Annotated in this window: 11 protein-coding genes; 8 read left to right on the top strand and 3 right to left on the bottom strand. The window is 65.6% G+C overall.

Annotated elements, in window-relative coordinates; genetic code table 11:
- On the bottom strand, positions 1–697 hold a 697-nt coding region (locus tag ACEW8N_RS18745; protein ID WP_373501390.1), incomplete at its 3' end, for a GntG family PLP-dependent aldolase.
- Between the two features lie 253 nt (positions 698–950).
- On the opposite strand from ACEW8N_RS18745, the gene ACEW8N_RS18750 reads away from it, so the two are divergent.
- From ACEW8N_RS18750 to ACEW8N_RS18785, 8 genes are all read left to right on the top strand, one after another.
- Positions 951–1,838 carry a TRAP transporter TatT component family protein gene (locus tag ACEW8N_RS18750; protein WP_373501391.1) on the top strand — a complete coding sequence of 296 codons (888 nt, stop codon included), beginning with the start codon at positions 951–953 and terminating at the stop codon, positions 1,836–1,838.
- Between the two features lie 41 nt (positions 1,839–1,879).
- Positions 1,880–2,881, top strand: a complete 1,002-nt coding sequence (dctP, locus tag ACEW8N_RS18755; RefSeq protein WP_373501392.1) for a TRAP transporter substrate-binding protein DctP — start codon at positions 1,880–1,882, stop codon at positions 2,879–2,881.
- A gap of 9 nt (positions 2,882–2,890) precedes the next feature.
- Positions 2,891–3,403, top strand: a complete 513-nt coding sequence (locus tag ACEW8N_RS18760; protein ID WP_373501393.1) for a TRAP transporter small permease — start codon at positions 2,891–2,893, stop codon at positions 3,401–3,403.
- Positions 3,404–3,416: 13 nt separating this feature from the next.
- A complete protein-coding gene (locus tag ACEW8N_RS18765) occupies positions 3,417–4,703 on the top strand; it encodes a TRAP transporter large permease (protein WP_373501394.1) in 1,287 nt (428 codons plus the stop codon).
- A gap of 175 nt (positions 4,704–4,878) precedes the next feature.
- A complete protein-coding gene (gene mqnE / locus ACEW8N_RS18770; protein ID WP_373501395.1) occupies positions 4,879–5,997 on the top strand; it encodes an aminofutalosine synthase MqnE in 1,119 nt (372 codons plus the stop codon).
- Entirely contained in the window at positions 5,994–7,064 is a 1,071-nt protein-coding gene (gene mqnC, locus ACEW8N_RS18775; protein WP_373501396.1) for a cyclic dehypoxanthinyl futalosine synthase, read from the top strand. The genes mqnE and mqnC overlap by 4 nt, the downstream gene beginning before the upstream one ends.
- A complete protein-coding gene (locus ACEW8N_RS18780; RefSeq protein ID WP_373501397.1) occupies positions 7,061–8,248 on the top strand; it encodes an amidohydrolase family protein in 1,188 nt (395 codons plus the stop codon). Before mqnC ends, ACEW8N_RS18780 begins: the two co-directional genes overlap by 4 nt.
- Positions 8,232–9,140, top strand: a complete 909-nt coding sequence (locus tag ACEW8N_RS18785; protein ID WP_373501398.1) for a menaquinone biosynthetic enzyme MqnA/MqnD family protein — start codon at positions 8,232–8,234, stop codon at positions 9,138–9,140. Before ACEW8N_RS18780 ends, ACEW8N_RS18785 begins: the two co-directional genes overlap by 17 nt.
- Before the next feature lie 4 nt (positions 9,141–9,144).
- Here the strand turns inward: ACEW8N_RS18785 and ACEW8N_RS18790 are convergent, their stop codons facing one another.
- Together ACEW8N_RS18790 and ACEW8N_RS18795 are read right to left on the bottom strand one after the other, a co-directional pair.
- Complete coding sequence (locus ACEW8N_RS18790) at positions 9,145–11,919, bottom strand: nitric oxide reductase activation protein NorD (RefSeq protein WP_373501399.1); 2,775 nt, start codon at positions 11,917–11,919, stop codon at positions 9,145–9,147.
- On the bottom strand, positions 11,906–12,724 hold the full coding sequence (locus tag ACEW8N_RS18795; protein WP_373501400.1) for a CbbQ/NirQ/NorQ/GpvN family protein: 819 nt from the start codon (positions 12,722–12,724) through the stop codon (positions 11,906–11,908). The genes ACEW8N_RS18790 and ACEW8N_RS18795 overlap by 14 nt, the downstream gene beginning before the upstream one ends.
- Between the last annotated feature and the right edge of the window lie 102 nt (positions 12,725–12,826).

Consider the following 12,826-nt stretch of genomic DNA (forward strand, 5'->3'; position numbering starts at 1 on the left):
TGCCGCCGCCCAGGACCTTTCGGTTTCGCTGGGCCTCGGCGATGAAGTCCTTGCCGCCGCACAGCACCGATCCCACCGGCGCCCCAAGCCCCTTGCTGAGACAGAAGGAGACCGAATCCGCCGGCGCCGTCAGTTCCCGGACGTCCACCCCGAGGGCTGCGGCTGCGTTGAAAATCCTCGCGCCGTCCACATGGAGCGAAAGCCCGCGGTCCCGGGCCAGCCGCCCCACCGCCGCCGTGTATGCAGGGGTCAGGGGCGCGCCGCCGCACCGGTTGTGGGTGTTTTCCAACAGGATCAGGCGCGACCTTGGAAAATGGTTGTCGTCGGGCCGAACGGCTGCCGCGATCTCCTCAACGGCCAGGGTCCCGTCGGGCCGGTTGGGGATTGTCCGGGGGTGGATCCCGCCCAGGGCCGCGGCCCCGCCCTGTTCGTAGTAAAACACGTGGGATTCGTCACCCAGGATGGTTTCGCTCCCCCGGCCGCAGTGGGTCAACTGGGCCACCAGGTTTCCCATGGTCCCGCTGGCCACGAAAAGCGCCGCGGCCTTCCCCACGCGCGCCGCCGCCATCTCCTCCAGGCGGTTGACCGTGGGGTCCTCGCCGAACACGTCGTCCCCCACCCGGGCCTCCGCCATGGCCTTCCGCATGGCGTCCGTCGGACGCGTGAGGGTATCGGATCTCAATTCGATGACCTGCATTCCGTTTCCTTCCCCGTTGTTAAAGATGATCGCCGCAAGACTTGCCTGCAGCATGTTTACCGCCCCTGTAAAGGCAGGTCAAGCCGCATATGAACCGGCAACCGATTTCCCATGGGGCGGCGCCGGGAGAACCGGATGGAAAAACGAAATATTGACACGTCAGTTGGTTTTTCCTATTGTTCCGAATAGAATTTCCCGCGGCCCACCCAAGGGCATTCATCGGCACGACTATTTCACCCCATGGAGGTTCAGGATGACCCCACATCCCCCCCGGCACCGCCTGTTCCCGCACCCGCTTCGGACGCTCCGACGGATGATGCCGATCCTCCTTGCCCTGGCCTTTACGGGGTGTGTTTCCACCGTCACCGGCCGGTTCGCCGACAGCCTCTCAGCGGCCATCCTCAACAACAATGATCTGGAGACCGTGGAAGCGGGGGGGCCGGCCTACCTTCTCATGGTCGACGGGCTTCTCCGGGAGGATCCGAAGAATGCACCCCTCCTGCGGTCGGCCGCGAACCTGTACACCGCCTATGCCGGCTTCTATGTGACGGATGCGGCGCGGAAGCGGAAGCTGACGGAAAAGGCCCGGGACTATGCCTTGCAGGCCGTCTGCGCCCATAACCGGCGCGGGTGCGGGCTTCGGAAGGCAAATTTCGACGCCTTCCAGAAAACCGTCGGAGATATGGGGGCCGCCGAGGTTTCCTCCCTGTATACCCTCGGAACGGCCTGGGCCGGCTGGATCGAAGCCCACCAGGACGACTGGAACGCCGTTGCCGACATCTCCCGCGTCGAAGCCCTCATGACCCGGGTGGCCGTGCTGAACGAGGGGTATCAGGACGGCGGCGCCCATCTGTACCTGGGCATCCTGGCCACGCTGCTGCCGCCGGCATTGGGCGGCAGGCCGGAAATCGCCCGCCGCCACTTCGAGCGGGCCATCGCCTTGAGTCACGGCAGGAACCTGATGGTCAACGTGACCTATGCCCGCCGGTATGCCCGGCTGGTTTTTGACAGAACGCTCCATGACCGGCTCCTGATCGGGGTGGTGGCGGCCGATCCCGACAGGGAGGGGTACACCCTCATGAACACCCTGGCCCAGAAGGAAGCCCGCGCGCTGCTCGACAGCGCAGACGACTATTTCTGATTTACCATCGCCGCAGGCTCCGGCGTGATAAGGAGAGATATATGAAAATTCATCGCATGGTGTTACCGATACTGGCCCTCTGGGTCGCCCTGGCCGCGCTGCCGGCCCATGCCGCCCGGCTGAAGATCGCCACCCTCTCGCCGGACGGATCCCCCTGGATGGAACGGATGCGGCAGGGCGCGGCCGAGGTGGAGGAAAAAACCGGCGGACGGGTCCAGATCAAATATTACCCCGGCGGCGTCATGGGAAACGACACCGCCGTGCTTCAGAAGATGCGCATCGGCCAGCTTCAGGGGGGAACCCTGATGGCCGGCAGCCTGACGGGCTTTTATCCGGACATCGAGATTTACAGCCTCCCCATGAAGTTCCGCTCCCTCGATGAAGTGGACCACATCCGGAAAAAAATGGACCCCTTCCTGCTGGCGTCACTGGAAAAGAAGGGGGTAACGGCTTTCGGCATCGCTGAAGGGGGGTTTGCCTATATCCTGTCCAAGCACCCGGTTCGAAACCTCGCCGATCTCCGGCAGCGGAAAATGTGGATTCCCGATGACGACCCCAACATTCTGGAGGGGGTGAAGGCCTTTGATCTCAAGCCGATACCGCTGGCCATCTCCGACGTGCTCGCCGGGCTTCAGACGGGCCTCATCGATACGGTCACCACCTCCCCCATCGGCGCGGTGGCGCTCCAGTGGCACACCCAGGTCAAACATCTCATGAACGTGCCGTTCATGTACATCAACGCGCTCCTGGTGGCGGATCAGAAGGCCTTCTCCCGGCTGTCCGCCGAGGATCAGCCCGTCGTCCGGGAGGTCCTGAGCCGCATGTTCGCGGATATCGACCGGCAGAACCGGGAAGACAACATCAAGGCCATGGAGGCCCTCCGGAATCAGGGGATCAATTTCATCGCGCCGACCGGCGAAGCGCTCGCGGAACTCCGCGAACGTTCGGAAAAGGTGCCCCTGCGCCTGGTGGAGTCGGGACGGATCTCCGAGGCGATTGTGCGGTCCCTTGAAGACGGCCTCGACGCTTACCGGAAGCAATAGAAGCATTCCATGCCCCCGGATAAACCCGTATCGAGGACGGACAGGCTCCTCAATCTGCTCCACCGGCTGGAAGACGGACTCCTGGTGGGCCTGCTGCTCGCCATGATCCTCATGGCCGCGCTCCAGATTGTCATGAGGAACCTGTTGGGCGTCAGCATCCCGTGGGGGGACATGCTGGTCCGGATCATGGTGCTCTGGATCGGGCTCCTGGGCGCCATGATCGCCAGCCGGAACGGAGAGCACATCCGCATCGACATCCTGTCCCGCCTGATGCCCGGGCGGTTTCAGACCAGAGCCGACGCCGCGGTGCAGTTGATCACCGCGGTTCTCTGCGCGATCACGGCCGTCCATGCCTTCCGGTTTGTCAGGTCCGAAGCCGAATTCGGCGGAATGGCCTTCGTCCGGGTCCCCGCATGGCTCTGCGAGGCCATCATTCCGGTGGCCTTCTCGGTGATCGCCCTCCGCTACCTGGTTCTTTCCGTTCGGAATTTTCGACAAAAACAGCCGCCGAACACCCCCTGACCCCGGGAATGCCATGACCACCTATATTCTAGCCACAGGCCTTCTGCTCCTTGCGCTTTTCGGCACCCCCCTCTTCGCCATCATCCTTGCGGTGGCCATGGCCGGGTTCTACACCCTGGAGGTCGACCTCTCGGTCATCGCCATCGAACTCTACCGGATCGCCGGCACGCCCGTTCTGGTGGCCCTTCCGCTCTTCACCTTCGCCGGGTACGTCCTGGGGGAGAGCAACACCTCCCGGCGCCTGGTACGGCTGACCCGGGCCTTCATCGGATGGATTCCGGGCGGGCTCGCCATCGTGGCCTTCGTGGCCTGCGCGCTGTTCACGGCCTTTACGGGTGCGTCCGGGGTCACCATCGTAGCCCTGGGCGCCCTCCTCCTGCCCGCCCTGGGCGAGACCGGCTACAGCGAAAAATTCAGCATGGGGCTGGTCACCTCCTCCGGCAGCCTGGGGCTTCTTTTGCCCCCCTCCCTGCCGCTCATCCTATACGGCGTCGTGGCCCAGCAGCTCGATGTGGGTCAGGCGGTGACCTTTGAAGACCTGTTCCTGGCGGGGATGCTGCCGGCCCTCCTGATGGTGGTGCTCCTCTCCCTGTACAGCCTGTGGGCCAACCGAAAATCCCACATGCCCCTCACGCGGTTTTCCGTCCGGGAGGCCCTGGCGGCCGTCCGGGAGACGGCCTGGGAGCTGCCCCTGCCCGTGTTCGTTCTGGGCGGGATCTATTCCGGATACTTCGCCGTATCCGAGGCCGCCGCCGTAACGGCCCTGTATGTCCTCGTCGTGGAGGTGTTCGTCTACAAGGAAATCCACGTATCGGCCCTTGCTGGCATCATGCGGGATGCCATGGTGATGGTCGGCGGCATCCTCCTGATCCTGGGCGTCTCCCTGGCCTTCACCAATTTCCTGATCGACGCGGAGGTCCCGGCCCGCCTTTTCGAGATGATCCAGGCCCGGGTCACCGACCCGACGGTCTTTCTCGCGCTCCTCAACCTGCTTCTTCTGGTTTTGGGCATGCTTCTCGATATTTTCTCGGCCATCATCATCATGGTGCCCCTCATCCTTCCGGTGGCCGTAAGCTACGGCATCGACCCGGTCCACCTGGGCATCATCTTTCTGGCCAACATGCAGATCGGCTATTTCACCCCGCCCGTCGGCATGAACCTCTTCATCGCCAGCTACCGCTTCAAGAAGCCGGTGACGGACCTCTACCGGGCCGCCGTGCCGTTCATGCTGGTCCTTCTCGCAGCCGTTCTGATCATCACCTATCTGCCGCAACTGAGCCTCGTGTTCATCCGAAAATAGCCCCGCAACCCTCAAGGAACAGTGATTTTTTTGCCCGGTCCGCGCCGAAAAAAGACTTGCCAGGGAAATCCATTTCGTTCTATGAGTGTGACCGCATGGTCATTTTTGATGCACCGACGCGCCGACCCTGCCAAGGTGCGGCCCCGCCGGGCTGTAAGCGTTCTCAGGAGATTCCATGGAAATCGGGTTCTTAGATCCATCCCTTGCCCCCATTCTCGAAAAGGTCGAGGCCGGACGCCGCCTCGATTTCGAGGACGGCATGGCCCTCTACCACAGCCATGATTTGATCGGCGTGGGGAGGCTGGCCGACCGGGTCCGCCGGGGGCGCCACGGGCGCACGGCCTACTATGTCTACAACCAGCATATCAACTACACCAACGTCTGCCGGAACCGCTGCCGGTTCTGCGCCTTTGCCCGGGACAAGGCCGAGACCGGGGCCTATACCTACACCCTGGACGACGTGCGGGAGCGCCTCTTTTCCCGCATCCACGAGCCCATCCGCGAGGTGCACATGGTGGGCGGCGTCAACCCGTCCCTGCCGTTTTCGTATTATATCGATCTCCTGAAAACCGTCCGGGAAATCCGCCCCCATGCCGTCATCAAGGCCTTCACGGCCGTCGAGATCGATCATCTCGCCGGGATCTCCGGCCTTGGCCTGGATGCCGTCCTTGCGGCCCTCAAGGCGGCAGGTCTCGGCATGATCCCCGGCGGGGGCGCCGAGGTCCTGAACGACCGGGTCTGGTCGACGCTCTTCCCCAAAAAAATCAACAGCGAGCGCTGGCTCGCGGTCATGGGGGCCGTTCACCGGGCCGGCCTGACCGCCAATGCCACCCTGCTCTACGGGCATATCGAAACCCTGGAGGAGCGGGTCCGCCACTTCATCCGGCTGCGGGAGCTCCAGGACCGGACGGGCGGGTTCTCCGCCTTCATCCCCCTGGCCTTTCATGCCGAAAACACCCAACTGAGCGACCTCCCCCCCACCACGGGGTTCGACGACCTCAAAACCGTTGCCGTCGCCCGGCTCATGCTCGACAATTTCGATCACATCAAGGCCTACTGGGTCATGATCGGCGAAAAACTGGCCCAGGTCGCCCTCTCCTTCGGGGCCGACGACCTGGACGGCACCATCGTGGAGGAGAAGATCACCCACATGGCCGGCGCCACCTCCCCCAAGGGACTGGCCCGGGAGGAGATGGCGCGCCTCATCGCCTGTGCCGGCTTCACCCCGGTGGAGCGGGACTCCTTTTACCGGCCGGTCGCCGCAGCCCCCATCGAGACGGGAGGCGGCTCATGAGGGATCTTGCGCAGGCCCTTGAAAAAGCCCATGCCGGGGAGCGCCTGAGCCCCGAGGACGCCCTTCTTCTGCTCGCGGAGGCCGACCTGCTGGTGCTGGGCCATTTGGCCCACCGGGCACGACTCGCGCGCCACCCCGAGCCCCGGGTCACCTTTGTCATCGACCGGAACATCAACTACACCAACATCTGCGCCTCGGGCTGCCGGTTCTGCGCCTTCTACAGGCCTCCCGGGCATCCGGAAGGCTACCTGATCTCGCGGGAGGCCCTGCGGGAAAAGATCCGGGAGACCCTCGACCTGGGCGGCACCCAGATCCTCCTCCAGGGGGGCATGCACCCGGAGCTCGGAATCGATTACTACACAGATCTGCTCGGTTTCATCCGCGGGGAGTTCGACATCCACGTCCACGGGTTCTCGCCGCCGGAGATCGCCTTCATGGCGAAAACCTCCGGGCTCACCCTGGAAGAGACCCTGATCCGGCTCATCGACGCGGGCCTGGGCTCCATCCCCGGGGGCGGGGCCGAGATCCTCGTGGACGAGGTCCGGGAACAGATCTCCCCCCGAAAGTGCCCCGCTGGGGAATGGCTTGCGGTGATGGAGACCGCGCACCATATGGGCCTCCGGACCACGGCGACCATGATGTTCGGCCACGTGGAGACGCCCGGGCAGCTCATCCGGCACCTGGACGAGATCCGGAACCTCCAGGACCGGACCGGCGGCTTCACCGCCTTCATCCCCTGGACCTTCCAGCCCGCCAACACGCAACTCTCCGTCACGCCCAAAACCGCCGCCGAGTACCTGAAGGTGCTGGCCCTCTCCAGGCTCTACCTCGACAATATCCCCAATCTCCAGGCCTCCTGGGTGACCCAGGGGGCCAAGATCGCCCAGGTGTCCCTGGCCTTCGGCGCCAACGACCTGGGAAGCACCATGATCGAGGAGAACGTGGTGGCCGCCGCCGGGGTCTCCTTCCGGCTGCCCAAATCCGAGATGGTCCGCCTGATCCAGGCGGCGGGGTTCCGGGCAGTCCAGCGGGACTGTTTCTACACCCATCTGAAGGCCTTTGCATGACCCCGAAAATCGTCCATGCCTCCCCCGGAACAGCCGTCCACCGGGCCGGATGGGTGATCGCAGCCCCCGACCGGATCCTCCGGGACGGGTATGTCGCCGTGGACTCCGGCCGGATCACCGACGCGGGCGCCGGGGCCGACTTCCCCCGCAATCTTCCCGTCACGGACCACGGCCCCGGCGCCATCCTCCCCCTGCTGGTCAACGCCCACACCCACCTGGAGCTTTCGGCCCTCGCGGGGAAGGTGCCTTTCGACCGGGGATTCCGGGAATGGGTCCGAAGGCTGCTGGCAGAACGTGCGGCCGCAGGCCCCGAAGCCCTTGCCGCCGGGGTGGAAAAAGGGATAGATGCCCTTGCGGCCGGCGGATGCGGCGCGGTGGGCGAGGTCTCCACCCTGGGCATCACCTGGGCACCCCTGCGCGCTTCGGGCCTTTGCGGCGTCTGGTTCCGGGAATTTCTGGGGAGCCCCGGGGACGGGGCCGACACGGCCATGCCCCCATCGGAGCCGCTCCTGACGTCCGCCGTGGCGGGACACGCCCCCCACACGACCGACCCGGCATGGCTTCAGCGCCTGAAGGACGTATCCCGGCACAGCCGCCGGCCCTTCTCCATCCACCTGGACGAATCGGACGACGAACTGGCCTTCCTCACCACCGGCCGCGGGCCGTGGGCCGACTTCCTGAGGGAGCGCGGGATCGATTTTTCCGGGTGGGCCATCCCCGACGTGGGACCGGTGCAGTATGCGGACCGGCTGGGGATCCTGGACGAAAAAACCCTGGCCGTCCACCTGATCCATGCCGGCCGCAAGGAGTTCGACATCCTCCGAAGGCGCGGCGCCCGGGTCTGCCTCTGCCCCCGGAGCAACCAAAATCTCCACGGCAGGCTCCCGGACCTTCCGGGAATGATCGACGCAGGCCTGGCCCCCTGCCTGGGGACCGACAGCCTGGCCGGCACCGAATCCCTTTCGATGTTCGATGAGATGGCCTTCTGCGCACGGGCCTACCCCGGCATCTCCCCGGAAACGATCCTGGCCCTGGCCACCCGAAACGGCGCCGCCGCGCTGCACCTGGGCGACCATTTCGGGAGCCTCGCCCCGGGAAAATCGGCCGGCCTGTGCTACCTGCCCGTCACCGCATCCACCCCTTCCGCCCTGCTGGAGCGAATCGTCCATGACCTTTCCAATTGATGAATACCCGGCTGAAGCCGCATTCCGTCCAGCCGCACCGGTCCGGGTCGGCCGGATCAGCTACATGAACGTCGCCCCCGTCTATTACGGGCTCAACAACGGGCGAAAACCCGACTGGATCGACATCATCAGCGCCCCGCCGGCCGCCCTGAACGCCATGATGGACGAGGGCCGGATCGACATCAGCCCGGTGTCGTCCGCCGCCTACGCCCGCCACCAGGACGACTGGCTCGTACTGCCGGACCTCTCCATCGCCTGCCTCGGGCCGGTCATGAGCGTCCTTCTCGTAAGCCGCCACCCCTTTGAAGACCTGAACGGGAAGAAGGTCATTTTGACGCGGGACTCGGCCACGGCAGCGGCCCTCACCCGGTGCCTCCTGTCCTCGGCGGGCGTCCATGCGCGCCTGGCCACCGGGCGCGTCCGCACCGCGGCCGATCTGCCGGAGGACACCGGCGCCGCCCTGGTCATCGGCGATGCCGCCCTGCGGGAAGCATGGTCCGCCCGCTTCGATCATGTCTGGGACCTGGGGGAACTGTGGCGGGACCGCACCGGCCTGCCCTTCGTCTTCGCCCTCTGGGCCGTGCGGAGATCCTTTGCCGAGGCCCATCCGGCATGCGTGTCGGCCGTGCTTACGGCGCTCCACCGTTCCAGAAGGGAGGGGATGCGGAACATCGGCCGGATCCTGCCCCAGGCGTCGGACCGCCTGGGCATCCCCGAGGCCAGGTGCCGGGAATACTACAGCCGGCTGCGCTACTCTCTCGATCCCGCCGAAATCGAGGGCCTGTCGGCCTTCTTTCGCGGGCTCTGTCGGGAAAAGATCCTCTCCCGGCCGGTGCGCCTCTCGTTCTTCCGCCGCCCCGACGCGGCCTGCGCCGGGAGCCACGCGGCCTGAAGGCCTATCGCGTCAGCGCACCGTAGATCCTGAGCAGCTTGTCCGGAAGCTCCCGGACGTCTGAGATGACGTTGTGATGGAAGCTACCGTAGAGATCGTCGAGGGCTTCGCCGCCGACGATGTTGACGGTGATGGCCCGGGCGTGGATCCGCTTGGCCCGGGCCTCGGCGATGGCCTTCCGGGTGTCGGCGATGGCGTACTCCCGCTTGTACCCGGTGTCGTTGGGGAAACCGTCCCCCAGCACGATGAGGAGCCGCACCCGGGCCGCCGCCGTCATGAGCTGGGCTGTGGCGTGGCGGATGGCCGCTCCCATCCGGGTGCTGCGCTGGGGGGCCATGGCGCCGATCCGTCCCCGGACGGCATCGTCCACCGGCCGGTCGAAATCCTTGATCCGGTAGTAATCCACCCCCAGACGCCCCGTTCCGGAGAACCCCGCCACGGCGAAATTGTCCCCCACCACCGTCAGTGCCTCCGAGAAGAGCACGATGGCCTCCTTTTCAAGATCGAGCACCGTGGCCTTCGACCCGAAGACCCGGTTGGCGGTGGAGCGGGAAAGGTCCACCAGGAGCAGTACCGCAACGTCCCGCTGCTGCTTGACGCGCTTGGTGTAGAGCCGGTCCGAGGGCATGATGCCCGCCTTCCGGTCGACGGCGTAATCGATGAGCGCGCGGTAATCGAAGTCGTCCCCCTCGGTCCAGCGGCGGAGCAGGGTCAGTTCCCTGGGCCTCAGCAGCTCGAAGGCCCTCCGGATGTTCTGAATCAGCCCGTAGCGGGACCGGAGGACCCTGTCGTAAAAATCGACGGCAGCGCCTCCAAGGGGCCGGTCCGAGACCCGGACATGGTCGTGGAGATAGTCCCCCAGTCCGTGATCCCATTCGCGGTACCAGAAGACCGGATAGGGCGAGGACTCCGCCGCCCGGGCGTCCGCGGCTTTTTCTCCTAGAACCTCCGCCAGCACCTCCACCGTCAGCTCGGCCATGGCGGAAACCCCATCGGTGCTGCCGGACTCCCCGGCCTCGGGGGAGGCGACGATCTCCCGGAGGTCCTCCCGGGACAGGGCTCCCCGCTGCCGGATAAGACGCTTGCGGAGGTCCTGCCGGTAGACCTTGACCCCTTTCGCCTTCAAAAGGGCCTGGATCCGTCCGGCCATCCGCTCGAAACCAAGCTGGGTCGAAAACCGGAGGTCCGGCCGCAGGCGCCGGCCAAAGGGCGGCGACAGGGGTCTCAGGGGGCCGTCGCCGCCGGCAAGGCCCCGAACGATGGGATAGACCTCGTGCACCAGCATGCCCACGGCGTTCACGCCGGTTTCGGCGGTGATCCGGTCATAGAACCGCTCCTCGACCGCGCTCAGGGACCGGCGGAATTCCCTCGACCGGACCGTGAGGTCCTCTCCCAGGGCCACCCGCCGGTAGAGCCACGGCAGGAATTCCCGCCCCCTTTCCCCGGTGGCTGCAGGCCCCGCAGCAGCGATCAGGAAGGGAAAGGCGCTTCGCACCACGCCCGGATACACCTTCTTGAGGATCATGCGGATCCGGCCGTGCTCGAAGAGGGTAAAGAGGTCCCGGGCCAGGTCGGGATCGGGGAAGATCCGGAAAAACCGCTCGAGATCCGACCGGTCTGCCGCTTCCGGGTCCGCCTGCGGCAGCCCCAGGGCCTCCAGGGTCCTTTCCAGATCGAAATCGAAGGTGCCGAATTCGGTATACGCCGATTCGAGCCGCACCAGGCATTTATACAGATCCCGGTTGTCTTCCCTGCGCGGGAACAGGCTGATCTCGTCGGCAAGGTAAATCCACCGGCCGTCCGAGACGACCAGTGGCGGCTCCAAAAGCCCGGCTGTTGGGCTTCCGGGCATGGATGACAGGGGCCGGACGGAGACCCCCGTGCCGGTTCGGGCCTGGAGATATCGGTTGAGCTGCCCCCGGATCTCCGGGAGGGCCACGGCGACCAGGAGCTCCTGGCAGGCGTCGCGGCCCTGCTGGGAGGCCAGAGAGAGGAAGTTGACCCCCTGGTCCTCGCGGCGCTCGAAGGCTTCGATCCCCGCCGTGACGAACCGCCGCAAGCCGTCTTCCGAAAGGCGGCAGAGCGTTTCCGCAAGCGCGGCCATGAACGGGTGGGCGAGGCGGACATCCGCCCGCACCACCCGCCGGAACTGGGAAATCTGCCCGTTCCGTTTCAGCTCGGGAAGTCCGGCGACGGTTTCGGGCACGGCCCGGGCAAGAAAGAGGCACTCCTTGTAGGGCAGGTCCCGGGAAAAGATATCGTGGAGCAGACCCAGAAAGGCGGCTGCGGTGGCATGGCACCCCTCCCCCAGAAGCAGCGAGAGATAGTCGAAGGGCTTTTTGAGGGTGTATTCCCCCTTCTTCCGCATCACCCCGACCACCCGGGAGAAGCGTTCGACCAGGTCGTCGTCGCCGTGTTTCAAAACCGGCACCCAGTAGCGGGCGAGCATCCGCCCGAGATTGACGCCCTTTTCCCCGACATCGCGGACCATCTCCCGGTAGCCGGCAAGGCGGTCCGCGGAGACCTCCCCCAGCAGGCCGGCAACCCCCTCGGCCACCAGATAGCCAAGCTCGATGTCTTTCACCATGGCCCGGAGGGTCTCCTCCTCCAGCATCTCAGTCATCTCCCGGGGGATGCGGCGGTGCTTGGCCGCGAGGATGGCCGTCACCTTCCCGCTCAGTTCGGGATCGATGATTTCCAGGCGATCGAGACGGGGAATGTCGGCCATGGCGCGGGGGACGGTCGCGGGTGGATTTCCGGGGTCTTCAGAAAAGGTCATCGATCAGGTCCCCCAGGGTCTCCTGGAGGCGTTCGTCGTCCGTGAGGGGGAGACAGACGGCCGACCGGCAGGCCTCGCGGACGGGCACCCCCCGGCGGATGAGCTGGGCCGCGTAGATGAGCAGCCGCGTTCCGGCGCCCTCTGTCAGGCCGTGCTCCCGGATGTTCCGGATCTTCCCCGCAAGGGTCACCAGCTTCAGGGCGGTATCCAGGTCGATCCCGCCCTCGTGGGAGACGATCTCGGCCTCCCTTTCCGGCGCGGGGTAGTCGAAGGTCATGGAGACGAAGCGCTGGCGGGTGCTCTGCTTGAGGTCCTTCAAGACCGACTGGTAGCCCGGGTTATAGGAGATGACCAGGACGAAATCGGGATGGGCCGCAAGCACCTCCCCTTTTTTGTCGATGGCCAGGGTCCTCCGGTTGTCCGTGAGGGGATGGATGACCACCGTGGTATCCTTCCTGGCCTCCACGACCTCGTCCAGGTAGCAGATGGCGCCCATCCGGACGGCCCGGGTGAGGGGGCCGTCCTCCCAGACGGTCTCGTCGTTCTTGAGGAGGTACCGGCCGATGAGGTCGGAGGCGAAGAGGTCCTCGTGGCAGGCGACGGTGACGAGGGGGCGGCCCAGCCGAAAGGCCATGTGCTCCACGAAACGCGTCTTTCCGCAGCCGGTGGGCCCTTTCAGCATGACCGGCAGCCGCGCTGCATAGGCGGCCTCGAAGAGGGCGATCTCACGGCCCGTTTCCAGATAGTAGGGGGCGCTCCGGATCCGATATTTCTCCCTTTCCGCCGCAACCGCCGCGTCCGTCATTCCGTCCTCCCCGATGGGCTTTGATTGATCTTGCGTTGCACCGGCAAACATGTCTATATGACTCTCTTCCGGATGACTCTCTTCCGGGCCATGCCTGGCATT

Origin of the sequence: Desulfococcus sp., from assembly GCF_041737845.1 — a bacterium.
Taxonomy (GTDB): Bacteria; Desulfobacterota; Desulfobacteria; order Desulfobacterales; family Desulfococcaceae; genus Desulfococcus.

What these genes read in the sequence shown, in the direction of transcription:
- ACEW8N_RS18780 (WP_373501397.1), top strand. Translation starts at nt 7,061, where the DNA reads ATGACCCCGAAAATCGTCCATGCCTCCCCCGGAACAGCCGTCCACCGG.
- dctP (WP_373501392.1), top strand. Translation starts at nt 1,880, where the DNA reads ATGAAAATTCATCGCATGGTGTTACCGATACTGGCCCTCTGGGTCGCC.
- ACEW8N_RS18785 (WP_373501398.1), top strand. Translation starts at nt 8,232, where the DNA reads ATGACCTTTCCAATTGATGAATACCCGGCTGAAGCCGCATTCCGTCCA.
- ACEW8N_RS18790 (WP_373501399.1), bottom strand. Translation starts at nt 11,919, where the DNA reads ATGACCTTTTCTGAAGACCCCGGAAATCCACCCGCGACCGTCCCCCGC.
- ACEW8N_RS18760 (WP_373501393.1), top strand. Translation starts at nt 2,891, where the DNA reads ATGCCCCCGGATAAACCCGTATCGAGGACGGACAGGCTCCTCAATCTG.
- ACEW8N_RS18750 (WP_373501391.1), top strand. Translation starts at nt 951, where the DNA reads ATGACCCCACATCCCCCCCGGCACCGCCTGTTCCCGCACCCGCTTCGG.
- ACEW8N_RS18765 (WP_373501394.1), top strand. Translation starts at nt 3,417, where the DNA reads ATGACCACCTATATTCTAGCCACAGGCCTTCTGCTCCTTGCGCTTTTC.
- mqnE (WP_373501395.1), top strand. Translation starts at nt 4,879, where the DNA reads ATGGAAATCGGGTTCTTAGATCCATCCCTTGCCCCCATTCTCGAAAAG.
- mqnC (WP_373501396.1), top strand. Translation starts at nt 5,994, where the DNA reads ATGAGGGATCTTGCGCAGGCCCTTGAAAAAGCCCATGCCGGGGAGCGC.
- ACEW8N_RS18795 (WP_373501400.1), bottom strand. Translation starts at nt 12,724, where the DNA reads ATGACGGACGCGGCGGTTGCGGCGGAAAGGGAGAAATATCGGATCCGG.